Below are 23,599 nucleotides of genomic sequence, written 5' to 3' on the forward strand. Positions count from 1 at the left end.
GTCGGGGGCAGGCGCGAACCAGGACACGGCACCGGCACGGCGGCGGGCACGGCGAGGTGTGCAACCATCCTGGCTACCCGTCAGTCCCCATCCATATACACCCGCCGCTAGGCTGTGGGGCTGTGATGGCCAGCGAGACCTGTGGGGAAGCCCGTGCGTGAATACCTGCTGACGCTCTGCATCACGGCCGCGGTGACGTACCTGCTGACCGGACCGGTACGGAAGTTCGCGATCGTGGCGGGGGCGATGCCGGAGATCCGGGCGCGGGACGTGCACCGGGAACCCACTCCGCGCCTCGGCGGGATCGCGATGTTCTTCGGACTGTGCGCGGGCCTGCTGGCGGCCGACCACCTGTCCAGCCTGAACTGGGTCTTCGAGAAGTCCAACGAGCCCCGGGCGCTGCTTTCCGGCGCCGCGCTGATCTGGCTGATCGGCGTCCTGGACGACAAGTTCGAGATCGACGCCCTGATCAAGCTCGGCGGCCAGATGATCGCCGCCGGCGTCATGGTCATGCAGGGTCTGACGATCCTGTGGCTGCCCATCCCCGGCGTCGGCAACGTGGCGCTGACCCAGTGGCAGGGCACGCTGCTGACCGTCGCGCTCGTGGTCATCACCATCAACGCGGTGAACTTCGTGGACGGCCTGGACGGTCTCGCGGCCGGCATGGTGTGCATCGCGGCGGCGGCGTTCTTCCTGTACGCCTACCGCGTCTGGGTCTCCTACGGCATCGAGGCCGCCGCCCCCGCCACGCTGTTCGCGGCCATCCTGATGGGCATGTGCCTGGGCTTCCTGCCGCACAACATGCATCCGGCGCGGATCTTCATGGGCGACTCGGGGTCGATGCTGATCGGCCTGGTGCTGGCGGCCGGCGCCATCTCGATCACGGGTCAGGTGGACCCGGACGTGATGAACCTGTTCTCCGGTTCGGAGCGCGAGACCGTCCACCAGATGGTGCCGGTCTACATCCCGCTGCTGATGCCGCTGACGATCATCGCCGTGCCCGCCGCCGACCTGGTGCTGGCGATCGTGCGCCGCACCTGGCGGGGCCAGTCGCCGTTCGCCGCGGACCGCGGGCACCTGCACCACCGGCTGCTGGAGATCGGCCACTCGCACAGCCGCGCGGTGCTGATCATGTACTTCTGGTCGGCGCTGATCGCCTTCGGGGCGCTGGCGTACTCGGTGAACTCCGCGTCGATGTGGATCGTGCTGGGTGTGGTGTTCCTCAGCGCGGTGGGCCTGGTGCTCCTGCTGCTGCCGCGCTTCACGCCGCGCGTGCCGGTGTGGGCGCAGCGCTTCGTGCCGCCCCGGTACCGCCGCCGCGCGGTCACCGACGCGGAAGCGGAGGCGTCCGCGGCGGCCGCGGAGGACGCCGCGGACGGGGCCGGCGAGGCACCGGGGAGCGACGAGCGGGCCCCGGTCACGGCCGGTGTGGCCGGCGTCAACGGAGCGACCGCTATCGGCACCCACGGGCGTTTTCTCGATCGTTCCTGAGACGCTCAAGGTAAGAATCTGACGAGAGCATTGCCAAGTCGTGGGGGAGCGAAAGCCCCTAATACCAGACAAAGGGTCTCGGTTTTTGCGCAGAAGTGCAGGGTCACTCTCATGTGTGAGAGTAAGCACACCTACCAGGTAAAGACCTCATCAAATAGTTTGTGATACGGTTCACGAGAACCCCGGATAGAGCCGAAGGACCGTAGTGCGACGGTCCATTGGTGTGAGGTCTCGATCACTCAGCCCGGGACTACGCTCGTCCATGACGACACCTGCCCCCTGTGAAAGCGGAGTTGCCGCCATGCCGTCTTCTGACGCCCGGATCCTTGCCCAGGCCGCCGTGCCCACGGCTGCCGTCGGCGCGCTCGCCGCCGTCGTCAGCGGTGTGGTCGCGGGTGGCAAGGGTGCGATCGGGGCCGTCGTCGCCACGGTGGTCGTGATCCTCTTCATGGGGCTCGGTCTCTACGTGCTCCAGCGCACCGCCAAGTCATTTCCGCAGCTGTTCCAGATGATGGGGCTGATGCTCTACGCGGCTCAGCTGCTGCTGCTGGTCATCTTCGTCGCCCTGTTCAAGAACACCACGCTCTTCAACCCGCGTGCCTTCGCCATCACGCTTGTGGTCGCCACCCTCGCGTGGATCGCCGCCCAGACGCGTGCGCACATGAAGGCCAAGACCCTCTACGTCGATCCCGACGCCTCGTCCCCGGGCGGAAAGTCCGAGAAGACAGGGCGCTCGTCGTGAGAGGTAGGGCCGGGATAAAGGCGCAGGAGACATGCTGCTATCGTCCGGTGCCAACTGCGGCATCGCGGGCGCGGGCATCTCGGCTGACGCCTGTTCGATCGCGAGGCGAGATGCCCCCCAGCCGCCCCCACATCCGTAACACCAGTCCCGTGCCGACCCGCGGTTGCACGCCGCGCCGACACAACGAGGTTGCCGTACCTATGCGCCACGATGAAGGAGCCCGCGGTGAGTGCTGATCCGTCGCAGACGCTCGCTTTCGACACGAGCTGTCACCTGTTCGACGGGTGCGGCTTCCCGGCTCCGGGCCTGCACTCGTTCCTGTTCAAGCCGCTCTTCGGCGACGCGGACAGCAACTTGTACTTCAACAAGACGATGCTGCTGGCGCTCCTCGGTTCCATCATCATCGTGGGCTTCTTCTGGGCCGCCTTCGCCAAGCCGAAGATCGTCCCGGGCAAGCTCCAGCTGGTGGCCGAAGCCGGTTACGACTTCGTGCGCCGCGGCGTCGTCTTCGAGACGATCGGCAAGAAGGAGGGCGAGAAGTACGTCCCCCTGGTCGTCTCGCTGTTCTTCTTCGTCTGGATGATGAACCTCTGGTCGATCATCCCGGTCGCCCAGTTCCCGGTGACGGCGATCATCGCCTACCCCGCGGGGCTGGCCCTGGTCGTCTACATCCTCTGGGTCTCGCTGACGTTCAAGCGACACGGCTTCGTCGGCGCGTTCAAGAACTTCACCGGCTACGACAAGACGCTCGGCCCGGTCCTCCCGCTGTCGATGACCATCGAGTTCTTCTCGAACCTGCTCGTGCGGCCGTTCACCCACGCCGTCCGACTGTTCGCGAACATGTTCGCCGGCCACACCCTGCTGCTGCTCTTCACGATCGCCAGCTGGTACATGCTCAACGGCATCGGCATCGCCTACTCCGCCGTCTCGTTCGTGATGGTCATCGTCATGACGGCCTTCGAGCTCTTCATCCAGGCTGTCCAGGCGTACGTCTTCGTACTGCTGACCTGCAGCTACATCCAGGGCGCGCTCGCCGAGCACCACTGAGCCTCCCGACCACCCACCCAGACATCCGGTGGCCAACCCCCACCGGTCTTTGAAAGAGAAGGAAGAACCGGCATGTCCGCTCTCGAAACCCTTGCCGCCGGCGTCCAGATCAAGGGCAACCTCGGCTCCATCGGTTACGGCCTCGCCGCCATCGGCCCGGGCGTCGGCGTCGGCATCATCTTCGGTAACGGTACGCAGGCCCTCGCCCGCCAGCCCGAGGCGGCCGGTCTGATCCGCGCCAACCAGATCCTCGGCTTCGCCTTCTGTGAGGCGCTCGCCCTGATCGGTCTGGTCATGCCGTTCGTCTACCCGACCTCCTGACCCGACCGCCTCGCACCAATAGACGAAAGGCACTGATATGAGCCCCCTGGTTCAGCTGGCGGCTGAGGAGGCCGAGAACCCCCTCCTTCCGCCGATCCCAGAGCTCGTCATCGGCCTGATCGCTTTCGTCATCGTCTTCGGCTTCCTCGCCAAGAAGCTCCTCCCGAACATCAACAAGGTTCTGGAAGAGCGCCGCGAGGCCATCGAGGGCGGTATCGAAAAGGCCGAGGCTGCGCAGACCGAGGCCCAGAGCGTCCTTGAGCAGTACAAGGCGCAGCTCGCCGAGGCTCGGCACGAGGCCGCGCGGCTGCGCCAGGAGGCGCAGGAGCAGGGTGCCGCCCTCATCGCCGAGATGCGGGCCGAGGGCCAGCGGCAGCGTGAGGAGATCGTCGCCGCCGGTCACGCCCAGATCGAGGCCGACCGCAAGGCCGCCGCGTCCGCGCTGCGCCAGGACGTCGGCAAGCTCGCCACCGACCTGGCCGGCAAGCTCGTCGGCGAGTCCCTGGAGGACCACGCCCGCCAGAGCCGTGTGATCGACCGCTTCCTCGACGAGCTTGAGGAGAAGGCCGAGGCCGCGCGATGAACGGAGCGAGCCGCGAGGCCCTGGCAGCCGCACGGGAGCGCCTTGACACGCTCACGGACTCCACGTCCGTGGACGCGGTCACGCTCGCCGACGAGCTGGCGGCCGTCACCGCGCTGCTCGACCGCGAGGCCGGCCTGCGCCGGGTTGTCACCGACCCGGCGCAGTCCGGAGAGGCCAAGGCGGAACTGGTCCAGCGCCTGCTCGGCGCCCAGGTCAGCGGTACCGCCGCCGACCTGGTGGCCGGCATGGCCCGCGCCCGCTGGTCGCAGCCCCGCGACCTGGTGGACGCACTGGAAGAGCTGGCGGACATCGCCGACCTCACCGCCGCGGAGAAGCGCGGCACCCTCGACGAGGTCGAGGACGAGCTGTTCCGGTTCGGCCGGATCGTCTCCTCCAGCACCGAGCTGCGCGCCGCCCTGACCGACCGCTCCGCGGACGGCCGGGCCAAGACCGAGCTGCTGCACCGGCTGCTCGGCGGACGGGCCAAGCCCGCCACCGAGCGACTGGTCGTGCGCCTCGTGACCGCGCCGCGTGGTCGTAGCCTGGAAGCGGGACTGGAGTCCCTGTCCAAGCTGGCCGCCGAGCGCCGGGACCGCGTGGTCGCCGTCGTCACCTCCGCGGTACCGCTGAGCGACACCCAGAAGCAGCGCCTCGGCGCCGCCCTAGGCAAGCTCTACGGCCGCCGCATGCACCTCAACCTGGACGTGGACCCCGACGTCGTCGGCGGAATGCGCGTGCAGGTCGGTGACGAGGTCATCAACGGTTCGCTCGCGGACCGCCTGGACGAGGCCGCCCGCCGCATGGCGAGCTAGCCACGCAGCAGCAAGTCGACAGACCGAGAAAAGCAGTACGTACTTACGGCCCTGGTTGGGCCGTGCAGAGGATTCACCTCCTGTTGGGGGGAGTCCCCATCCCCCCAAAGTGAAACTTCGGGCCCAACAAGGAGAGCAGGGAACCCAGATGGCGGAGCTCACGATCCGGCCGGAGGAGATCCGGGACGCGCTGGAGAACTTCGTCCAGTCGTACAAGCCGGACGCGGCCTCGCGCGAGGAGGTCGGTACGGTCACCCTTGCCGGCGACGGCATCGCGAAGATCGAGGGTCTTCCCTCGGCCATGGCCAACGAACTGCTGAAGTTCGAGGACGGCACCCTCGGCCTCGCCCTCAACCTCGAGGAGCGCGAGATCGGTGCCATCGTCCTCGGCGAGTTCAGCGGTGTCGAGGAGGGTCAGCCGGTCACGCGTACCGGCGAGGTGCTCTCCGTCGCGGTCGGCGAGGGCTACCTCGGCCGTGTTGTCGACCCGCTCGGCAACCCGATCGACGGCCTCGGCGAGATCGAGACGTCCGGCCGCCGCGCCCTGGAGCTGCAGGCCCCCACGGTCATGCAGCGCAAGTCGGTGCACGAGCCGATGGAGACCGGCTACAAGGCCGTCGACGCGATGACCCCGATCGGCCGTGGTCAGCGCCAGCTGATCATCGGTGACCGCCAGACCGGCAAGACCGCCCTGGCCGTCGACACCATCATCAACCAGCGCGACAACTGGCGCACCGGCGACCCGAAGAAGCAGGTCCGCTGCATCTACGTCGCCATCGGCCAGAAGGGTTCCACCATCGCCGGCGTGCGCCGCGCGCTGGAGGAGAACGGCGCGCTGGAGTACACGACCATCGTCGCCGCCCCGGCGTCCGACCCGGCCGGCTTCAAGTACCTGGCGCCGTACACCGGTTCGGCCATCGGCCAGCAGTGGATGTACGAGGGCAAGCACGTCCTCATCATCTTCGACGACCTGTCCAAGCAGGCCGACGCCTACCGCGCCGTGTCCCTGCTGCTGCGCCGCCCGCCGGGCCGCGAGGCCTACCCGGGTGACGTCTTCTACCTGCACTCCCGCCTCCTGGAGCGCTGCGCGAAGCTCTCCGACGAGATGGGTGCCGGTTCGATGACCGGTCTGCCGATCGTCGAGACGAAGGCCAACGACGTCTCGGCGTTCATCCCGACCAACGTCATCTCCATCACCGACGGCCAGTGCTTCCTGGAGTCGGACCTGTTCAACGCCGGTCAGCGTCCCGCGCTGAACGTCGGTATCTCGGTCTCCCGAGTCGGTGGCTCCGCCCAGCACAAGGCGATGCGCCAGGTCTCCGGCCGCCTCCGTGTGGACCTCGCCCAGTTCCGTGAGCTGGAGGCGTTCGCCGCCTTCGGTTCCGACCTGGACGCGGCCTCCAAGGCCCAGCTGGAGCGCGGTCAGCGCATGGTCGAGCTGCTGAAGCAGGACCAGTACCAGCCGATGGCCACCGAGGACCAGGTCGTCTCCGTGTGGGCCGGTACCAACGGCCGTATGGACGACGTGCCGGTCGCCGACATCCGCCGCTTCGAGAAGGAACTGATCGACTTCCTGCACCGGAAGCACCAGGGCCTGATGACCTCCATCAAGGAGGGCGCGAAGATGTCGGACGACACGATCCAGGCGATCGACGACGCGGTGGCCGAGTTCAAGAAGCAGTTCGAGACCTCGGACGGCAAGCTGCTCGGCGAGGACACTCCTGCCGCTGCCGCCAAGTGACGTAAGGAAGGGACCTGACTCATGGGAGCCCAGCTCCGGGTCTACAAGCGTCGCATCCGATCCGTCAGCGCGACCAAGAAGATCACCAAGGCGATGGAGATGATCGCCGCCTCGCGTGTCGTCAAGGCACAGCGCAAGGTGGCGGCCTCCACGCCGTACGCGACCGAGCTGACGCGCGCGGTCACGGCGGTCGGTACGGGGTCGAACACCAAGCACCCGCTCACCACGGAGGCCGAGACCCCGACCCGTGCCGCGGTCCTGCTCCTCACGAGCGACCGCGGTCTGGCCGGCGCCTTCAACTCCAACGCCATCAAGGCCGCGGAGCAGCTGACCGCGCGCCTGGAGCGCGAGGGCAAGCAGGTCGACACGTACATCGTCGGCCGGCGCGGTGTCGCCCACTACAACTTCCGTGAGCGCAAGGTCGCGGAGTCGTGGACGGGCTTCACCGACGAGCCGTCGTACGCGGACGCCAAGAAGGTGGCGGCGCCCCTGATCGAGGCCATCGAGAAGGACACGGCCGAGGGCGGCGTGGACGAACTCCACATCGTCTTCACCGAGTTCGTCTCGATGATGACGCAGACCGCGCTGGACGCACGGCTGCTGCCGCTGCGCCTCGAAGAGGTCGCCGAGGAGACGAAGCACGAGGGCGAGATCCTCCCGCTCTACGACTTCGAGCCCTCGGCGGAGGACGTCCTCGACGCCCTCCTGCCGCGCTACGTCGAGAGCCGTATCTACAACGCGCTGCTCCAGTCGGCCGCCTCCAAGCACGCCGCCACGCGGCGCGCGATGAAGTCGGCCACCGACAACGCGGGCGAGCTGATCAACACGCTGTCCCGCCTTGCCAACGCGGCCCGCCAGGCCGAAATCACCCAGGAAATCAGCGAGATCGTCGGTGGCGCGAGCGCCCTGGCCGACGCGACCGCGGGGAGTGACCGATAAATGACCACCACTGTTGAGACCGCGACGGCTACGGGCCGCGTCGCCCGGGTCATCGGCCCGGTCGTCGACGTGGAGTTCCCCGTCGACGCGATGCCGGACATCTACCAGGCGCTGCACGTCGAGGTGGCCGACCCGGCCAACGCCGGCGAGAAGAAGACGCTGACCCTGGAGGTCGCCCAGCACCTGGGTGACGGTCTGGTCCGCACCATCTCCATGCAGCCCACCGACGGCCTGGTCCGCCAGGCCCCGGTCGTCGACACCGGCGCGCCGATCTCGGTGCCGGTCGGCGACTTCACCAAGGGCAAGGTGTTCAACACCCTCGGTGAGGTGCTGAACGTCGACGAGCAGTACGACGGCGAGCGCTGGCCGATCCACCGCAAGGCCCCGAACTTCGACGAGCTCGAGTCGAAGACCGAGATGTTCGAGACGGGCGTCAAGGTCATCGACCTGCTCACCCCGTACGTCAAGGGCGGCAAGATCGGCCTGTTCGGCGGCGCCGGCGTCGGCAAGACGGTGCTCATCCAGGAGATGATCTACCGTGTCGCCAACAACCACGACGGTGTCTCCGTGTTCGCCGGTGTCGGTGAGCGCACCCGTGAGGGCAACGACCTCATCGAGGAGATGACCGACTCGGGCGTCATCGACAAGACCGCGCTGGTCTTCGGTCAGATGGACGAGCCCCCGGGCACCCGTCTGCGCGTCGCGCTGGCCGGCCTCACCATGGCCGAGTACTTCCGTGACGTCCAGAAGCAGGACGTGCTGTTCTTCATCGACAACATCTTCCGCTTCACGCAGGCCGGTTCCGAGGTCTCCACCCTGCTCGGCCGCATGCCGTCCGCGGTGGGTTACCAGCCGAACCTGGCCGACGAGATGGGCCTCCTCCAGGAGCGCATCACCTCGACCCGCGGTCACTCGATCACCTCGATGCAGGCGATCTACGTCCCCGCCGACGACCTGACCGACCCGGCCCCGGCGACCACCTTCGCCCACCTCGACGCGACGACGGTTCTCTCCCGTCCGATCTCCGAGAAGGGCATCTACCCGGCCGTGGACCCGCTGGACTCCACGTCCCGGATCCTGGACCCGCGCTACATCTCCGCGGACCACTACAACGCGGCCATGCGCGTGAAGAACATCCTGCAGAAGTACAAGGACCTCCAGGACATCATCGCGATCCTCGGTATCGACGAGCTCGGCGAGGAGGACAAGCTCGTCGTCCACCGTGCCCGTCGCGTGGAGCGCTTCCTGTCCCAGAACACCCACGTCGCCAAGCAGTTCACCGGCGTGGACGGTTCGGACGTGCCGCTGGACGAGTCGATCGCCGCGTTCAACGCGATCTGCGACGGCGAGTACGACCACTTCCCGGAGCAGGCGTTCTTCATGTGCGGTGGTCTTGAGGACCTCAAGGCCAACGCCAAGGAGCTGGGCGTCTCCTGAGCCCCGTGCTCGTGTGAGGGGGCGGGCGCGTCCCGCCCCCTCAGCAACGCCCACTAGAATTGACCCCAACACCCGGCGCCCCTGCCGGGTGGTGACCCGAGGAGCCACCCTTGGCTGCTGAGCTGCACGTCGAGCTGGTCGCCGCGGACCGCCAGGTCTGGTCCGGCGAGGCCACCCTGGTCGTCGCGCGCACCACCTCCGGCGACATCGGCGTCATGCCCGGTCACCAGCCGCTGCTCGGTGTGCTGGAGTCGGGCCCGGTGACCATCCGTACGAGTGACGGCGGCACGGTCGTCGCCGCGGTGCACGGCGGTTTCGTCTCGTTCGCGGACAACAAGCTGTCGCTGCTGGCCGAGGTCGCCGAGCTGTCGGACGAGATCGATGTCCAGCGCACCGAGCGGGAGCTCGAACGCGCGAAGGCGGAGGGCGATGCCGCCGCCGAGCGCCGCGCGGACGTCCGGCTTCGTGCGGCGACGGCGCGCTGACACCGCGCACCGTGTGATGACGTAACCTCAGCCGCGGCTGGGACCTCAGGGTCCTGGCCGCGGCTGAGGCAGATCCGGGTGTTTTTTCCGTTCCGTTACCTAGGAGACGAGGAGGTCGGTGCCGATGGTCCTCGCTCTGACTGTGTGCGGGATCGTGGTCGCGCTCGTGGTGCTGGGGCTGTTCCTGTTCGGCCTGCGGCGCCGGCTGATCCAGCGTTCGGGCGGGACCTTCGACTGTTCGCTGCGCTGGGACGTGGCCGACAAACCGGATGCCGGCGGCAAAGGGTGGAGTTACGGCGTCGCCCGCTACAACGGTGACCGGATCGAGTGGTACCGGGTCTTCTCCTACGCCGTGCGCCCCCGCCGGGTGCTGGAACGCGCCCTGATCGAGGTGGCCGGGCGCCGGCTGCCGGAGGGCGAGGAGGAGCTGGCGCTGCTGTCCGACGCGGTGGTCCTCGCCTGTACGCACCGGGGCACGCGCCTCGAACTCGCGATGAGCGAGGACGCGCTGACCGGATTCCTCGCGTGGCTGGAGGCGGCGCCGCCCGGCCAGCGGGTGAACGTGGCGTAACCGCGTCGCCCCTCTCCCGGACGCCGGGAGAGGGGCGATGTCGTGCGGAGCCGTCCGGCTCAGAGGTTGCTGCTGATGGCGTTCACCAGCTCGCCGTCGCTGGTGTCACCGCTGAACTCCCAGAAGAACGCGCCGCCCAGGCCCTGGGTCTTGGCCCAGCTCATCTTCCCGGCGATGGTCGAGGGGGTGTCGTACGACCACCAGTTGCTGCCGCAGTGGGCGTACGCGGTGCCCGCGATGGTGCCGGTGACCGGGCAGGACGACTTGAGCACCTTGTAGTCCTCGATGCCCTGCTCGTACGTGCCGGTCGCCGGGCCCGTGGCCGTGCCGCCCGGGGCGTCCTGGGTGACGCCGGTCCAGCCGCGGCCGTAGAAGCCGATGCCGATGAGCAGCTTGGCGGCGGGCACGCCGGCCGCCTTGTACTTGGCGATCGCGTCGGCGGTGGTGAAGCCGGCCTGCGGGATGCCGCTGTACGAGGTGAGCGGGGAGTGCGGGGCGGTGGGGCCCTTCGCGTCCCAGGCGCCGAAGAAGTCGTACGTCATCACGTTGTACCAGTCGAGGTACTGGGCGGCGCCCGCGTAGTCGGTGGCGTCGATCTTGCCGCCGTTGGAGCCGTCGGCGGAGACCGCGGCGGTCACCAGCTTGCCGCTGCCGAACTTGGCGCGCAGCGCGGCCACGACGTTCTTGAAGGCCGCGGGACCGCTGGTGTCACAGGTCAGACCGCAGGCGTTGGGGTACTCCCAGTCGATGTCGATGCCGTCGAAGACATCGGCCCAGCGCGGGTCGTTGACCAGGTCGTAGCAGGACTGGGCGAAGCCCGCCGGGTCCTTGGCCGCGTCCGCGAAGCCGCCGGACCAGGTCCAGCCGCCGAAGGACCAGATCACCTTGAGGTTCGGGTACTTGGCCTTCAGCTCGCGCAGCTGGTTGAAGTTGCCGCGCAGCGGCTGGTCCCAGGTGTCGGCCACGCCGTTGACGGCCTGGTCGGCGGTGAACGCCTTGTCGTAGTCGGCGTAGGAGTCGCCGATGGCGCACTTGCCGCCGGTGATGTTGCCGAAGGCGTAGTTGATGTGGGTGATCTTGGCGGCGGAGCCGGAGGTCACCAGGTTCTTCACGTTGTAGTTGCGGCCGTAGATGCCCCAGTCGGTGAAGTACCCCATCTTGATCTTGCCGCTGGTCGGCGGGGGAGTGGTGCCGCCGCCCCCGGTGGTGTGCACGGCGACCGCGGCGCTGACCGGGCCGGTCTGGCCGGCGGTGTCACGGGCCTGCACCGAGTAGGAGTAGTCGGTGCCGGCGGTGAGGCCGGTGTCGGTGTACGAGGTGCCGGTCACGGTGGCGACGACCTTGCCGTCGCGCAGCACGTCGTAGTTCTTGACGCCCTTGTCGTCGGTGGCCGCGCCCCAGGTCAGCTTGACCGAGGTGTCGGTGATGCCGGAGGCGGTCGGGGTGCCGGGGGCGCTCGGGGCGGCGTCGCCCGGGACCGAGGTGCCGTCGCAGCTGTCGCCGTTGAGGCTGCAGTTGCTCGGGGAGCCGGGGCCGGAGCCGTTGAAGCCGAAGCTGACGGAGGCGCCGGGGGCGAGGGTGCCGTTGTAGGACTTGTTCTTCGCCGTCCAGTGGTTGCCGGAGTTGGTGACGTCGGCGTCCCAGGCGGAGGTGACGGACGTGCCGGAGGGGAAGTCCCACTGGATCGTCCAGGAACTGATGCCGGCGGAGCCGGAGTTCTTGATGGTCCACTGACCGCCGAACCCGGTTCCCCAGTCGCTGGACTTGGTGAAGCTGGCGGTGACGCCGCTCGCCGCCGTGGCGTTGCTCGCGGCCGGGGCGGGGCCGGCGAGGCCGACCAGTCCGGCCAGGGGGAGTATCAGGGTCGCGAGTCCTGCCGCGGCTCTGTGTCTGAAGCGCACGCTGCGCCTCCCTTGTCGGTGGGGGTGAAAGGGGGCATGACTGAGCCTTCATGCCCACGGTGCCCCGAGGGTAGAAAGGTCTGGACCACGGGTCAATAGGTCTGGACCAATCTGGCCGTGGCGCGCCCCGGCCCCCAACTCGCCCGCGGGCACGGCCGCTTGGCCGTGCCCGCGCTGCTCCGCCCTGTCCGGCAACCGGCTGACGTGGGGCGCGACCGTGCCTGTCAGCGCTCCCCGCCCGGCACCCACAGCACGTCGCCGGTGGCCTTGTTGGCGATGCGGGCCAGGATGAAGAGGAGATCGGAGAGGCGGTTGAGGTAGGTGGCGGTGAGCGGGTTCATGAGGTCGCCGTGCACCTCCAGGGCCGCCCAGGTGGAGCGCTCGGCGCGGCGCACGACGGTGCAGGCCTGGTGGAGCAGGGCGGCGCCCGGGGTGCCGCCGGGCAGGATGAAGGAGCGCAGCTTCTCCAGCCGTTCGTTGAAGCGGTCGCAGTCCGCCTCCAGCCGGTCGATGTAGAACTGCTCGACCCGCAGCGGCGGGTACTCCGGGTTCTCCGCCACCGGGGTCGACAGGTCCGCGCCCACGTCGAACAGGTCGTTCTGCACGCGGGTGAGGACGGCGACGACCTCCTCGTCCAGGCCGCCCAGGGCGATCGCGGTGCCGATCACCGCGTTGGCCTCGTTGCTGTCCGCGTAGGCGGAGATCCGCAGGTCCGTCTTGGGCACCCGGCTCATGTCGCCGAGGCTGGTGGTGCCCTTGTCGCCGGTCCGGGTGTAGATACGTGTCAGATTGACCATGTGCCCAGCGTAATTACGCCCCGGCCGTCCGGAACACCCGTGTGCCCGCCGTCACGGCCAGCGCGGCGAAGCCGACGGCGACGAGGACGCCGTAGAGCATGTGCGCGGTGGCGTAGTGGCCGACGTAGGCGTCGCGCATCGCGTCCACCAGATAGCGGAACGGGACGAAGTGCGACAGCACGTCGAGCCAGCCGGGCGCCAGGCTCATCGGGAGCATGAGCCCGGACAGCAGCATCGACGGCATCGACACCGCGTTGATCAGCGGGCCGAACTCCTGCGGGGTGCGCACCTTCATGGCCAGCGCGTACGACACCGAGGCCAGGGACAGTGTGAGCAGCGCGACGAAGGCGAAGCCGATGAGCACGCCCGGCAGCGGTGCGCGCAGGCCCATCAGCAGCGCGGCCAGCACCAGCAGCACCGCCTGGAACACGAACACCGTGGCGTCGCGCAGCACGCGGCCGAGCAGCAGGGCGAGCCGGCTGACCGGGGTGACCCGCATCCGTTCCACCACTCCCTGGGCGTTCTCCATGATGACCGTGAAGCCCGCGAACAGGGCGCCGAACAGACCGAGTTGGAGCAGCAGGCCGGGCACGAGCACCTGCCAGGAGCTGCCCGCGCCGCCCAGCGGCAGACCGGTGAGCAGCGGGCCGAAGAAGAGCAGGTAGAGCAGCGGGGTGAGGACCCCGAAGAGGAGGGCGAAGCGGGAGCGCAGGGACTGGCGGAGGTAGCGGCCGTAGACGAGGGCCGTGCCGTGCAGCAGCATGCCGGTGGACTCCTGGGGGCTATACGGCGACGGGGGCGTCGTCGGCGGGGGCGGGGGCGCGGCCGGTGACGGCCAGGAAGGTGTCCTGGAGCGTGGCGTCCAGGGAGCCGCCGTACTTCAGCTTGAGCGCGGCGGGGGTGCCCTCGGCCGCGACGACGCCCCGGTCGACGATCACCAGCCGGTCGGCGAGGGCGTCGGCCTCGTCCAGGTAGTGGGTGGTCAGGAAGACGGTGGTGCCCTCGTCGCGCAGCCGGCGCACCAGGTCCCACAGGTCGGCGCGGCTGCCGGGGTCGAGGCCGGTGGTCGGTTCGTCCAGGAACAGCACCTGTGGGCGGTGGGTGAGGGCCATCGCGATGTCCAGCCGTCGCCGCTGCCCGCCGGAGAGCGCGCCCGCCTTGCGGTCGAGCAGGCCGGTGAGGTCGAGGTCGCGGGCGAGTTCCCCGGCCCGTGCGACGGCGTCGGCCTTGGCCAGCCGGTAGAGCCGCCCCTGGGTGACCAGCTCCTCCCGCACGGTGATCTGCGGGTCGACGCCGCCGGACTGGGCGACGTACCCGCAGGCCCGCCGCACCCCGGCCGGGTCGCTCGCGAGGTCGTGCCCGGCGACGGTGGCCGTGCCGCCGGTCGGCTTCAGAAGGGTGGTGAGCATGCGCAGGGTGGTGGTCTTGCCGGCGCCGTTGGGGCCCAGGAATCCGAGGATCTCGCCCTCGTGGACGGTGAGGTCGATGCCGCGCACGGCGTCGACGGGGCCGGCTTTCGTCTGGAAGGTGCGGGCGAGTCCCGCCGCGCTGATGACTGCTGCCATGTCCACAGAAAAACAGAGTCCCTGAAAATTTGCAATCACTCCAAGTTTTCAGGGGGACCAGCAAAGCTAGGATCGGGGGCATGGCTGAGGGGCTCAGGGAGCGGAAGAAGCGGCAGACCAGGCAGTACATCTCGGATGTCGCCACGGGACTGTTCGTCGAGCGCGGCTTCGACGCGGTGACGGTCGCGGAGATCGCCGACGCGGCGAACGTCTCCGTCAACACGGTCTACAACTACTTCCCCGCCAAGGAGGACCTGTTCTTCGACCGCTCCGCGGGCGTGGTGGACCGCCTGGCCCGCTGGGTCCGCGGCCGCCGCGAGGGGGAGTCCGCGGCGGCGGCCGTCCTGCGCGAGCTGCGCGAGGAGGTCGAGGCGGTGTCCCCGCGGGTCGGCCTGCTCCCGGACTACGCCGTCTTCATGCGCGTCATCGAGGCCGCCCCGGCGCTGCGCTCGCGCCTGTGGGCCATCTCCCAGGAGGTGCAGGCCGCCCTCGAACAGGCCCTGCGCGAGGAGACCGGCGCGGCCGCCGACGACGACCTGCCCCACCTGATGGCCGGTCAGATCGCCTGGCTCCACGGCACGGTCATGGGGGTCATCGGCCGGGAGATGGTCAAGGGCCGACCGCCCGCCGAGGTCTCGCGGGAGGTGCTGGCGCTGCTGGACGAGATGGAGGCGCTGCTGAGCGAGCGGGTGCTCGGGTACGCGGTGCGCGAGCGCGCCCCGGGCGGGACCGCCGGGGATGCGGCAGTGGGGTAGGTATCGGCGGCCATTGGGGGCATATGCCGGTTTGTCAAGCGGGGGAGGCGGACGGGTGACTGCTACTGATGCGGTTCATGAGCAGAAGACGACCCCCTACGTCGCCCGGCCGGCCCGTGCCGCGCGGGCGCGTTTCCCGACTCGCCGCGGCGGCGCTGGCCCTCGTCGTCGGCGCGGGAGCACCCCTGGCGCTGGGCGGCACCGCCAGTGCCGCGCCGCAGCCGCGGGCCACCGGTTCCCCCCTGGTCAACGAGACGTTCACCCAGGCCACGGCCCCTGAGTTCACGGGCGTGGGGGCATCCTGCCTCACCGGCGCACCGACCGCGGCCACGCCGCCGCCGTCGGGGAGCCACCCGCTGGGCGGTTGTGCGCCGACCGCCATCGGACCGGTCCCGCCGAACAACGCGGCGCCGCACGGCTTCCTGCGGCTGACCGACGCCGCCCACTTCCAGAGTTCGGCCGTGCTGTACAACCACGCCATCCCGGCGGGGCAGGGTCTCGACGTCACCTTCGACCAGTACCAGTACGGCAGCACGACCCCGGCGCGCCCCGCGGACGGGATCTCCTTCTTCCTGGTCGACGGCGCCGCCTCGCTGACCCACCCGGGCGCCTTCGGCGGCAGCCTCGGCTATGCCCAGCTCCGCGAGAACAACAACCCGGACCTGCCCTTCCAGCCGGGCGTCGACCACGGCTACCTGGGGGTCGGCCTCGACGTGTACGGCAACTTCTTCGGGGACGGGGAGGGCCGGGGCAACGGCTGCCCCAACCGCGCGCCCTCCATGGAGTCCTGGCCGCCGCCGGGGCCCAACATCATCACCCTGCGCGGGCCGGGCAACGGCGACATCGGCTACTGCTTCATCACCGCCACGACCACCAACTTCACCGGCACCGGCCCCTACCCGTCGACCCTTCCGGGCAACCTCCAGGGCCCGACGACCGAGCTGCCGCCGGGCGTCACCCCGCAGGAGGCCGAGCAACTGCTGGAGCCGGACCGGCGCCGGGTCAACGTGCACATCACCCCGGCGCCCAACCCGGTGGTGACCGTGACCGTCGACTTCAACGACGGCAGCGGCCCGCACCAGGTCCTGTCCGCGCCGGCGCCCCAGCCGATGCCCTCCACCTTCAAGTTCGGCTTCGCGTCCTCGACCGGGGCGAACACTGACGTCCACCTCATCCGCAACGTGGTCGTCCACAGCGCCGAGCCGCTGCCCCGGCTGAACCTGGTCAAGCAGGTCCGGCAGCCGCTGCCCGGCGACCTGACGGTCGGTTCGCAGGTGCCGTACGAGTTCGTGGTGACGAACTCCGGCAACACGGACATCACCGATCTCGCCGTGAACGACGCGAAGATCGGCCCGGTGTCGTGCCCCACGACGAACCTCGCGGTGGGACAGACCGTCACCTGCACCGCGACGTACACCGTGACGGCCGCCGACGCGGCCGGCGGCTCGATCGACAACACCGCCGTGGCGACCGGGCTCTCCGACGACGAGGAGGTCACCTCGCCGCCGTCCTCGGAGACGGTGCCGATCCAGCGGCCGCCGGCCCTGGAGGTCGACAAGGAGGTGACGACCCCCGGCCCCTACTCCGTCGGGCAGACGGTCACCTACCGCTACACCGTGCGCAACACCGGCGGGACGCGGCTGAACGACATCACGGTGCACGACGACCGCGTCACGGACATCACCTGCGAGGCGACCTCCCTCGCCCCCGCGGAGGAGCCCGGTGACACCACCACCTGCACCGGCACCTACACCATCACCGCGGCCGACGGCACGGCCGGTTCGGTGACCAACACCGCCACGGTGACGGGTACGACGGACGGCGAGACGGTCACCTCTCCGGAGACCGAGGCGACCCTCCCGGTCGGGCAGCCGCACGTCACCGTGACGAAGCGCGTGACGTCGAGCGGCCCGTACCAGGCCGGTTCGCGGGTCGACTACGCGTACACCGTCACCAACACCGGCAGCACCCCCCTGCACAACGTGATGGTCCTGGACGACCACGCGAGCGACGTCACCTGTGACGCGACCACGCTGGCCCCCGGTGCCTCCACCACCTGCCACGGTTCGTACACCATCACCCAGGCGGACATCGACACCTGCCGGGAGGGCGGCGCGACCACGGAGTGCGTCATCACCAACGTGGCGCAGGCGGGCGGCACCGACCCGCAGGGCCGGGAGATCGTCAGCGAGCCCGCCGAAGCGAACGTCACCGTGCCGATCACCGAGCCCCGGCTCACCCTGGACAAGCGGGTGACGTCGAGCGGCCCGTACCAGGTCGGCTCGACGGTCGAGTACACGTACACCGTCCACAACACCGGCAACACCACCCTGCACGACGTGCGGGTGAGCGACGACCGGGTCGGCGACGTCATCTGCGGCACGACCACGCTGGCGCCCGGTGCCTCCACCACCTGCCACGGTTCGTACACCATCACCCAGGCGGACATCGACGCCTGCCGGAACAGCGGTGACACCACGCAGTGCGTCATCGTCAACGTGGCGAGGGCCAGTGCGACCGACCCGCAGGGCCGCGAGGTCGTCAGCGAACTCGCCGTGGCCAGCGTCACGGTCCCCCTCGGGGAGTCGCGGATCACCCTGCGCAAGCGCGTGGTCTCGGCGGGCCCGTTCGAGGTCGGGTCCAGGGTGGAGTACGCCTACACGGTCACCAACACCGGCAACACCACCCTGCGCGACGTCCGGGTGAACGACGACCTCGTCACCGGCGTCACCTGTGACGCGACCACGCTGGCCCCCGGCGCCTCCACCACCTGCCACGGCACGTTCACGGTCACCCAGGCCGACCTGGACCGGTGCGCGGACGGCGGCAAGGGCGGCAAGGACGGCTACGGCGGCAAGGAGTGCGTCATCACCAACACCGCCCGCGCGACCGGCACGGACCCGGACGGCAACCAGGTCGTCAGCGAGCCGGCGCGGGCCAGCATCACCGTCAACGGGGAGCCGGGGAAGCCCGGGAAGCCCTGCGACTACGGCTGTGACGACCGGGGGAAGCAGCGCGCCGACAGCTGAGGTCCAGGCCGTCGGACACGACCCCCGGCGCCGTCCCGAAAGGGCGGCGCCGGGGGCTTTTCCATCAGTCCAGCACCCCGCGCCCGACCGCCCCGACGAAGGCCGCCCAGGCCGGGTCGGTGAAGAGGAGGACGGGGCCGTGGGGGGTCTTGCTGTCACGGACGGGGACGGAGGAGGGGAGGTCGTCGGAGACTTCGAGGCAATCGCCGCCGCTGGTGTTGCTGTAGCTGCTCTTGCGCCAGGTCACGTCGCTCAGGTCGGTGGCTCGCACGGCAGTTCCTCCAACATCCGCAGGATGAATTTGAGCGTCTCGGCCGGGGACAGGGCGAGGTCGCGCATCGCATCGTACCTACGCTGCAACTCCTCGACTGTGGCGCTGTCTTCCACCAACTCACCGCGCAGGTCGTTTTCCGTATAGGCGACTGTGTGCCCGTCGGGCAGCCGCAGGAACTTCACGTTCGTGTTCATCAGACCGTGGGGACCGGCACTGAACGGCAGGACCTGGATGGTGATGTTGGGGCGCTCGGCAGCCTCCGCCAAATGTTGCAGCTGCTCCCGCCACGCCTCCTTGTCACGCAGGGAAGTGCGCAGCACTGCCTCGGAGAGGATGACCCGGAACAGGGGAGGGCTGTCGCCCTCCAGTAACTTGCGCCGTCCCAAACGCGCTTCGACCTGCTGGTCCAGTTCGTCGTCCTTGATCCAGCCAGCGGCAAGCGCTTCGCGCGCGTAACCAGCGGTCTGGAGCAGGCCCGGTACCGCGCTGGCACCGTAATGCCAGAGACTCACCGCCTCCGCCTCCAGCGCCATGTATCGCCGGTATTTCTCTCTGAACTGCGTTGGGTCCCCGAGCGCCATCTCCCACATCGCCAGCAACAACCCCGGCGTCCCGTAGAACTGGTCCAGCGCCTCCGCCACGTCCGGGCTGCCCAGCGTGCTGCCGGTCTCCAGCTTGCCGAAGAGAGAGGCGTCCCAGCCGACCAGCGCGGCCAGCTCACGCAGGGTCAAGCCCTTGGCGAGACGCAGCCGGCGCAGTTCCTCCGCGTACCGCCGGCGAGGCTCCTGGCTGCGGCCCGTGACCACTTTTCGCGGTGGCATGGCACACCCCCGATGGGAAACGTAGCGATCTGGCCACGCAGCGTATCGGCCGGGCCGTCGGCAGGGGGACAAAACGCTTGAGTCCGCGAGGAATTGACGTGACCGGAGTCTCAGCCCCTGAGACAGTGACGCGCGTTACTTACCGTACTCAACCGGCCTCACGAGCGCTATCGTCCGCCGAAGAGGCACACGTCCACAGCGGGTAACAGCGGGAAGAGGGAGTCGGAGTGGCAGGGAAGCTCGCCGTCATCGGGGCCGGTCTCATGGGGTCCGGTATCGCTCAGGTCGCCGCGCAGGCGGGCTGGGAGGTCGTCCTCCGCGATGTCACCGACGAGGCGCTCACGCGTGGCACCGACGCCATCAAGGCGTCGTACGACAAGTTCGTGAGCAAGGGCAAGATGGAGGCGCACGACGCCGACGCCGCCCTCGGCCGGATCACCCCGACCACCGACCTGGACGCCGCCGCCGACGCGGACGTCGTGGTGGAGGCCGTCTTCGAGAAGCTGGAGGTCAAGCACGAGATCTTCCGCGCGCTCGACAAGATCGTGCGCGAGGACACCGTGCTCGCCTCCAACACCTCCGCCATCCCGATCACCAAGATCGCTGCGGCCACCGAGCGGCCCGAACGGGTCGTCGGCGTGCACTTCTTCTCGCCGGTGCCGATGATGAAGCTGGTCGAGCTGGTCCGCGGGTACAAGACGAGCGACGAAGCCCTCGCCACCGCGCGGGAGTTCGCCGAGTCGGTCGGCAAGATCTGCATCGTGGTCAACCGGGACGTCGCCGGGTTCGTCACCACCCGCCTCATCTCCGCCCTCGTCGTGGAGGCCGTCAAGCTCTACGAGTCGGGCGTCGCCACCGCCGAGGACATCGACCTCGCCTGCAAGCTCGGCTTCGGCCACGCCATGGGCCCGCTCGCCACCACCGACCTGACCGGCGTGGACATCCTGCTGCACGCCACCGGCAACATCTACACCGAGACCCAGGACGAGAAGTTCGCCCCGCCGGAGCTGATGCGCCGGATGGTGGATGCCGGTGACATCGGCCGCAAGAGCGGGCAGGGCTTCTACACGTACTGAGCACGTACTGAGCAGGTACTGAGCGAGTACGAAAGCGGATCGTCACCGAATTCACCCCCGGAACATCACTCCCAGGGGTGAATTCGGTATCGGTTCGCTTACAAGCAGCAACCGCACCGCCACGCATTCAGTCAGACGGTGCACAGCATCGACACGGAGAACGCCAAACCGCACTCAACGGGGAGCGCATATGCACATCAGGGGCGACCACGCCGAGCTGGTCGTCGGGGGGCGCCTCGACGTCCGCAGCGCGGCGGACGCCCGTACGGCCCTGCACTCGGCAGTCGACGACGGCGCCGGCGACCTGGTGCTCGACCTGTCCGAACTGGACTCCTGGGACGCCACCGGACTCGGGGTGATCATGGGGGCCCACCGGCGGGCCGGCCGCTGCGGTCGCCGTCTGGTGCTGCGCGGCGTACCGCCGCAGATGCAGCGCCTGTTGGTGGCCACCCGGCTGCACCGCATCCTCGCCATCGAGGGCGGCATCGGCGTCGAATCGCTGCCGCGCGTCTGATCCCCCGGTCGCGGGTTCGAGGACGGCCCCGGGCCGGGCCCGGGCGCAATCCGCGCCGGAACGTGACGTGTCGGACCGTACGGAGCCTGCCGTCGCGGGATACGGCACCCCCGCCCTGTCGTGGATACTGGGCGAAGGTTTAGTGTTCCCTCGCCCGCCCGAGTCGCCCGCCTGACTCGCACCCCTCGACCGAGCGGGCCCGGACCGGAGCGACAGCGCGGTGTGCGGCAGACCGGGAGGGGCCGGATCACGAGCACACGACGCTTATGGGGGGCTTGAACCCATGGACCCGATCAGCAGCCCGGGACCCGAGGAGCACATGGCGGCGGGCAGCCGCCGTCCGCCCCGGGACCCCCTCATCGCCGACTTCGGCCCTGGCGCGCCCGCGCCCGCCCGTACGGCGCACCTCGTCTCGGGCGACCTGCTGCTGACCGTCAACCCGGTGGACGGCAGCGAGATCGAGCCGTGCCCGCCGGCCCAGCGCCCCGGCAGCCCGCGCAAGCGCACCGCCGCCGAGCGCGCCGGGGCCGAACGCGCGGCCAGGCCCCCGGTGCCGCCGGGCGCGACCCGGCAGCCGCTGCCGCTGCTGGAGCGCCAGGACGTGCGCGAGCGGCTGGTCCGGCTGCTCGCCCGGGGCCGCACCGTACGGCTGACCGGCCCGGGCGGCTCCGGCCGCACCGCCCTGCTCGACCTGGTCGCCGAGGACTGCCACGACCTCGCGCCCGACGGCGTGGTGCGCCTGAACGGCTTCCAGCGCACCGCCGACGACCTGCTGCACGACCTCTTCCACACCGTCTACGACGCCCCCGGCCACCGCCCCGAACGCGTCGAACTGCGGGCACCGCTCGCGGAGATCGGCGCGGTCGTCGTCCTGGACGACCTCCAGTTCGGCGGCGCCGAACTGGACGAACTGCTGGACGCCACCCCCGAGTGCGCCTTCCTGCTCGCCGCCACCCCGGACGTGCCCGCGCCCTCCGCCGAAGCCGACGTCGAGGAGGTCTTCCTGGCCGGACTCGACCGGGCCGGCGGGGTGGAGATCCTGGAGCGCACGGCCGGGCGGGTGCTCACCGAGGAGGAGGCCAACTGGGCGGGCGACCTCTGGTTCGAGTCCGAGGGACTGCCGCTGCGCTTCGTGCAGGCGGGTGCCCTGCTGCGGCAGCGCGACCAACTGCGCGCCGAGACCGGCGCGGTGGACGAGTACGGCGTCTTCGAGGACGTCCGCCCCGTGGTCGGCCAGGTGCGGGAGCTCGACGGCGCGGCCGTGCCGCTGCCCTCGCTCGGCGAAGCCGCCGCGCCCGCCCCGCTGCTCGCCGCCCGGCTCAGCGCCTGTGCCCGCGCCGCCCTGCGCTTCGCGGTCGCCCTCGGCGGCGAGGTGCCGCACCAGGCGCACCTGCCCGCGATGGTCGGCGACACCCACGCCGACGCGGCCCTCGGGGAACTGGCGGCCTGCGGGCTGGTCTCCCCGGTCGGCTCCCGCTACCGGCTCGCGGCCGGCGTCCAGACCCAGCTGGAGGCCGCCGGGTACGGCGACGACGCCCCGGAGCGGGCCCGTACCGCCGCCCAGCACTACGCCTGGTGGGCCGGGCACCCCTCGGTCACTCCGGAGCGGGTGGGCGCCGAGGCCGACGCGGTGCTCGCGGCGCTCGCGGCCGTGGTGCCGCCCGCCGGGGGCGAGGACGAGCACGCGGTGCGGCTCGCCCGCACGGCGGCGCCCGCCTTCGCGGCGGCCCTGCACTGGAGCGCCTGGGAACGGGCCCTGCGCTACGGGGCCGAAGCCTCGCTGCACACCGGCGACGTGACCGAACAGGCGTACTTCCACCACGAGTTGGGCATTCTCGCGCTCTGCGCGGGCCGGCTCGACCGGGCCCGCGCCGAACTGGAGACCTCGATCGGGCTGCGCGGCGCGCTCGCCGACAAGCGGGGCACCGTCGCCGGACGGCGGGCCCTCGCGCTGGTCGCGGACCGGGCCGGGGAACTGCCCGGGGTGCCGGTACCGGCGGTGGGGGAGCAGGAGCCCGAGCCGGGCCGCGCCGCGCCGCCCACCCCGGCCCCGGTCCCCGACACCCTGGTCACGCCCCAGGTGACCGCGCCGTCCGCCCGGGGGCTCGGCATCCGGCGGCTCGCCCGCCGCAACATGGTGGCGGCCGGTTCCGGGGCACTGCTCGCCGCGGTGCTCGGCACCGTGGTGACGCTGGGCATGACGTCCCACGAGGGCGACGACAAGAACCCCGCCGGGCGGGCCGACGTCAACCCGTCGGCGAGCCAGGACGCCGGGGACTCCACGGTGGACGCCGACCCGGGCCAGGACAGCGGAACGCCCGCGCAGCCGCCCGCAATCCGGCCCTCGGCCTCGGGCCCGGCGGGCACGTACACCGGTACGAGCGCCACGCCGCGGCCGTCCGCGTCCGACAGCGCGCCGGCCGACCCGAGCGGGACGGGGAGCACCGGCAGCGGGGACGCGTCGCCGACACCGACGCCGACGCCGACCCCGACCAAGACGAAGCCGACGGACCCGCCGACCAAGCCGACCACACCGCCCCCCACGTCGTCCTCGCCGGCCACCCCGCCCACCCCGCCGACGCCCACGGACCCGTCCACGGACCCCACCGGCGACTCGATGGCGCCGTTCACGAAGTCGGCGCCGGCCCCCGGGCCCACCGAGCCGGCGACGCCGACGGACCCGGGTCCCGCGCTGTAG

The 23,599-nt window shown here is 70.2% G+C and carries 22 protein-coding genes; 16 read left to right on the plus strand and 6 right to left on the minus strand.

The features are described 5' to 3' along the window. The first annotated feature begins 153 nt into the window (after positions 1-153). The 11 genes from BLW85_RS26170 to BLW85_RS26220 all read left to right on the plus strand — a co-directional run bounded on the left by BLW85_RS26170 (position 154) and on the right by BLW85_RS26220 (position 10,169). Positions 154-1,491 (plus strand): MraY family glycosyltransferase, encoded by a 1,338-nt coding sequence (locus BLW85_RS26170; RefSeq protein WP_074993267.1) that lies wholly within the window; start codon positions 154-156, stop codon positions 1,489-1,491. Positions 1,492-1,792: 301 nt separating this feature from the next. Further along, positions 1,793-2,233: a Cg1360 family ATP-synthase-associated protein gene (locus BLW85_RS26175; RefSeq protein ID WP_070027826.1), complete on the plus strand. Its 441-nt coding sequence runs from the start codon at positions 1,793-1,795 to the stop codon at positions 2,231-2,233. A gap of 210 nt (positions 2,234-2,443) precedes the next feature. Continuing rightward, positions 2,444-3,280, plus strand: a complete 837-nt coding sequence (gene atpB, locus BLW85_RS26180) for a F0F1 ATP synthase subunit A (protein ID WP_070027824.1) — start codon at positions 2,444-2,446, stop codon at positions 3,278-3,280. 72 nt (positions 3,281-3,352) lie between these two features. Then, the gene (locus tag BLW85_RS26185; protein ID WP_070027822.1) at positions 3,353-3,601 is read left to right on the plus strand and encodes an ATP synthase subunit c family protein; all 249 of its coding nucleotides are present in this window, start codon (positions 3,353-3,355) and stop codon (positions 3,599-3,601) included. A 37-nt stretch (positions 3,602-3,638) separates the two neighbouring features. Then, positions 3,639-4,184 carry a F0F1 ATP synthase subunit B gene (locus tag BLW85_RS26190; protein WP_070027820.1) on the plus strand — a complete coding sequence of 182 codons (546 nt, stop codon included), beginning with the start codon at positions 3,639-3,641 and terminating at the stop codon, positions 4,182-4,184. Next, entirely contained in the window at positions 4,181-4,996 is an 816-nt protein-coding gene (locus BLW85_RS26195; protein WP_070027818.1) for a F0F1 ATP synthase subunit delta, read from the plus strand. The genes BLW85_RS26190 and BLW85_RS26195 overlap by 4 nt, the downstream gene beginning before the upstream one ends. A 148-nt stretch (positions 4,997-5,144) precedes the next feature. Then, complete coding sequence (gene atpA, locus BLW85_RS26200; protein ID WP_070027816.1) at positions 5,145-6,737, plus strand: F0F1 ATP synthase subunit alpha; 1,593 nt, start codon at positions 5,145-5,147, stop codon at positions 6,735-6,737. 21 nt (positions 6,738-6,758) lie between these two features. Then, on the plus strand, positions 6,759-7,676 hold the full coding sequence (locus tag BLW85_RS26205; protein WP_070027814.1) for a F0F1 ATP synthase subunit gamma: 918 nt from the start codon (positions 6,759-6,761) through the stop codon (positions 7,674-7,676). Continuing rightward, positions 7,677-9,113 carry a F0F1 ATP synthase subunit beta gene (gene atpD, locus BLW85_RS26210; RefSeq protein ID WP_070027812.1) on the plus strand — a complete coding sequence of 479 codons (1,437 nt, stop codon included), beginning with the start codon at positions 7,677-7,679 and terminating at the stop codon, positions 9,111-9,113. It abuts the gene before it with no gap. Positions 9,114-9,223: 110 nt separating this feature from the next. Next, the gene (locus BLW85_RS26215) at positions 9,224-9,598 is read left to right on the plus strand and encodes a F0F1 ATP synthase subunit epsilon (protein ID WP_070027808.1); all 375 of its coding nucleotides are present in this window, start codon (positions 9,224-9,226) and stop codon (positions 9,596-9,598) included. A 124-nt stretch (positions 9,599-9,722) separates the two neighbouring features. Next, positions 9,723-10,169: a DUF2550 domain-containing protein gene (locus BLW85_RS26220; RefSeq protein WP_070027806.1), complete on the plus strand. Its 447-nt coding sequence runs from the start codon at positions 9,723-9,725 to the stop codon at positions 10,167-10,169. A gap of 59 nt (positions 10,170-10,228) precedes the next feature. On the opposite strand, the gene BLW85_RS26225 is transcribed toward BLW85_RS26220, so the two are convergent. The 4 genes from BLW85_RS26225 to BLW85_RS26240 form a co-directional block, all read right to left on the minus strand. Continuing rightward, positions 10,229-12,070: a glycoside hydrolase family 18 chitinase gene (locus tag BLW85_RS26225; protein ID WP_074993269.1), complete on the minus strand. Its 1,842-nt coding sequence runs from the start codon at positions 12,068-12,070 to the stop codon at positions 10,229-10,231. Between the two features lie 224 nt (positions 12,071-12,294). Beyond that, a complete protein-coding gene (locus tag BLW85_RS26230) occupies positions 12,295-12,867 on the minus strand; it encodes a cob(I)yrinic acid a,c-diamide adenosyltransferase (RefSeq protein ID WP_070027802.1) in 573 nt (190 codons plus the stop codon). A gap of 13 nt (positions 12,868-12,880) precedes the next feature. Further along, entirely contained in the window at positions 12,881-13,630 is a 750-nt protein-coding gene (locus BLW85_RS26235) for an ABC transporter permease (RefSeq protein WP_074993270.1), read from the minus strand. 19 nt (positions 13,631-13,649) lie between these two features. After that, positions 13,650-14,432, minus strand: a complete 783-nt coding sequence (locus tag BLW85_RS26240; RefSeq protein WP_070027800.1) for an ABC transporter ATP-binding protein — start codon at positions 14,430-14,432, stop codon at positions 13,650-13,652. Positions 14,433-14,512: 80 nt separating this feature from the next. Between BLW85_RS26240 and BLW85_RS26245 the strand changes: the two genes are divergently transcribed. Both BLW85_RS26245 and BLW85_RS26250 read left to right on the plus strand, forming a co-directional pair. Then, positions 14,513-15,187: a TetR/AcrR family transcriptional regulator gene (locus tag BLW85_RS26245; RefSeq protein ID WP_070027799.1), complete on the plus strand. Its 675-nt coding sequence runs from the start codon at positions 14,513-14,515 to the stop codon at positions 15,185-15,187. 77 nt (positions 15,188-15,264) lie between these two features. Then, positions 15,265-18,216 carry a DUF7507 domain-containing protein gene (locus BLW85_RS26250; protein ID WP_143060465.1) on the plus strand — a complete coding sequence of 984 codons (2,952 nt, stop codon included), beginning with the start codon at positions 15,265-15,267 and terminating at the stop codon, positions 18,214-18,216. A gap of 64 nt (positions 18,217-18,280) precedes the next feature. Here the strand turns inward: BLW85_RS26250 and BLW85_RS26255 are convergent, their stop codons facing one another. Continuing rightward, positions 18,281-18,487 (minus strand): DUF397 domain-containing protein, encoded by a 207-nt coding sequence (locus tag BLW85_RS26255; RefSeq protein ID WP_070027797.1) that lies wholly within the window; start codon positions 18,485-18,487, stop codon positions 18,281-18,283. Then, complete coding sequence (locus BLW85_RS26260; protein WP_070027796.1) at positions 18,469-19,311, minus strand: helix-turn-helix domain-containing protein; 843 nt, start codon at positions 19,309-19,311, stop codon at positions 18,469-18,471. The genes BLW85_RS26255 and BLW85_RS26260 overlap by 19 nt, the downstream gene beginning before the upstream one ends. A gap of 227 nt (positions 19,312-19,538) precedes the next feature. Between BLW85_RS26260 and BLW85_RS26265 the strand changes: the two genes are divergently transcribed. The 3 genes from BLW85_RS26265 to BLW85_RS26275 all read left to right on the plus strand — a co-directional run bounded on the left by BLW85_RS26265 (position 19,539) and on the right by BLW85_RS26275 (position 23,599). Then, positions 19,539-20,387 carry a 3-hydroxyacyl-CoA dehydrogenase family protein gene (locus BLW85_RS26265; RefSeq protein ID WP_074993274.1) on the plus strand — a complete coding sequence of 283 codons (849 nt, stop codon included), beginning with the start codon at positions 19,539-19,541 and terminating at the stop codon, positions 20,385-20,387. Positions 20,388-20,577: 190 nt separating this feature from the next. After that, complete coding sequence (locus BLW85_RS26270) at positions 20,578-20,901, plus strand: STAS domain-containing protein (protein ID WP_070027794.1); 324 nt, start codon at positions 20,578-20,580, stop codon at positions 20,899-20,901. Positions 20,902-21,184: 283 nt separating this feature from the next. Then, positions 21,185-23,599, plus strand: a complete 2,415-nt coding sequence (locus BLW85_RS26275; protein ID WP_074993276.1) for a P-loop NTPase family protein — start codon at positions 21,185-21,187, stop codon at positions 23,597-23,599.

It is taken from the genome of Streptomyces misionensis (assembly GCF_900104815.1).
In the GTDB taxonomy this organism is placed as follows: Bacteria; Actinomycetota; Actinomycetes; order Streptomycetales; family Streptomycetaceae; genus Streptomyces; species Streptomyces misionensis.

What these genes read in the sequence shown, in the direction of transcription:
- BLW85_RS26230 (WP_070027802.1), bottom strand. Translation starts at nt 12,867, where the DNA reads ATGGTCAATCTGACACGTATCTACACCCGGACCGGCGACAAGGGCACC.
- BLW85_RS26190 (WP_070027820.1), top strand. Translation starts at nt 3,639, where the DNA reads ATGAGCCCCCTGGTTCAGCTGGCGGCTGAGGAGGCCGAGAACCCCCTC.
- BLW85_RS26175 (WP_070027826.1), top strand. Translation starts at nt 1,793, where the DNA reads ATGCCGTCTTCTGACGCCCGGATCCTTGCCCAGGCCGCCGTGCCCACG.
- BLW85_RS26240 (WP_070027800.1), bottom strand. Translation starts at nt 14,432, where the DNA reads ATGGCAGCAGTCATCAGCGCGGCGGGACTCGCCCGCACCTTCCAGACG.
- atpD (WP_070027812.1), top strand. Translation starts at nt 7,677, where the DNA reads ATGACCACCACTGTTGAGACCGCGACGGCTACGGGCCGCGTCGCCCGG.
- BLW85_RS26260 (WP_070027796.1), bottom strand. Translation starts at nt 19,311, where the DNA reads ATGCCACCGCGAAAAGTGGTCACGGGCCGCAGCCAGGAGCCTCGCCGG.
- BLW85_RS26250 (WP_143060465.1), top strand. Translation starts at nt 15,265, where the DNA reads ATGAGCAGAAGACGACCCCCTACGTCGCCCGGCCGGCCCGTGCCGCGC.
- BLW85_RS26220 (WP_070027806.1), top strand. Translation starts at nt 9,723, where the DNA reads ATGGTCCTCGCTCTGACTGTGTGCGGGATCGTGGTCGCGCTCGTGGTG.
- BLW85_RS26185 (WP_070027822.1), top strand. Translation starts at nt 3,353, where the DNA reads ATGTCCGCTCTCGAAACCCTTGCCGCCGGCGTCCAGATCAAGGGCAAC.
- BLW85_RS26245 (WP_070027799.1), top strand. Translation starts at nt 14,513, where the DNA reads ATGGCTGAGGGGCTCAGGGAGCGGAAGAAGCGGCAGACCAGGCAGTAC.
- BLW85_RS26195 (WP_070027818.1), top strand. Translation starts at nt 4,181, where the DNA reads ATGAACGGAGCGAGCCGCGAGGCCCTGGCAGCCGCACGGGAGCGCCTT.
- atpB (WP_070027824.1), top strand. Translation starts at nt 2,444, where the DNA reads ATGAAGGAGCCCGCGGTGAGTGCTGATCCGTCGCAGACGCTCGCTTTC.
- BLW85_RS26270 (WP_070027794.1), top strand. Translation starts at nt 20,578, where the DNA reads ATGCACATCAGGGGCGACCACGCCGAGCTGGTCGTCGGGGGGCGCCTC.
- BLW85_RS26205 (WP_070027814.1), top strand. Translation starts at nt 6,759, where the DNA reads ATGGGAGCCCAGCTCCGGGTCTACAAGCGTCGCATCCGATCCGTCAGC.
- BLW85_RS26275 (WP_074993276.1), top strand. Translation starts at nt 21,185, where the DNA reads ATGGACCCGATCAGCAGCCCGGGACCCGAGGAGCACATGGCGGCGGGC.
- atpA (WP_070027816.1), top strand. Translation starts at nt 5,145, where the DNA reads ATGGCGGAGCTCACGATCCGGCCGGAGGAGATCCGGGACGCGCTGGAG.
- BLW85_RS26235 (WP_074993270.1), bottom strand. Translation starts at nt 13,630, where the DNA reads ATGCTGCTGCACGGCACGGCCCTCGTCTACGGCCGCTACCTCCGCCAG.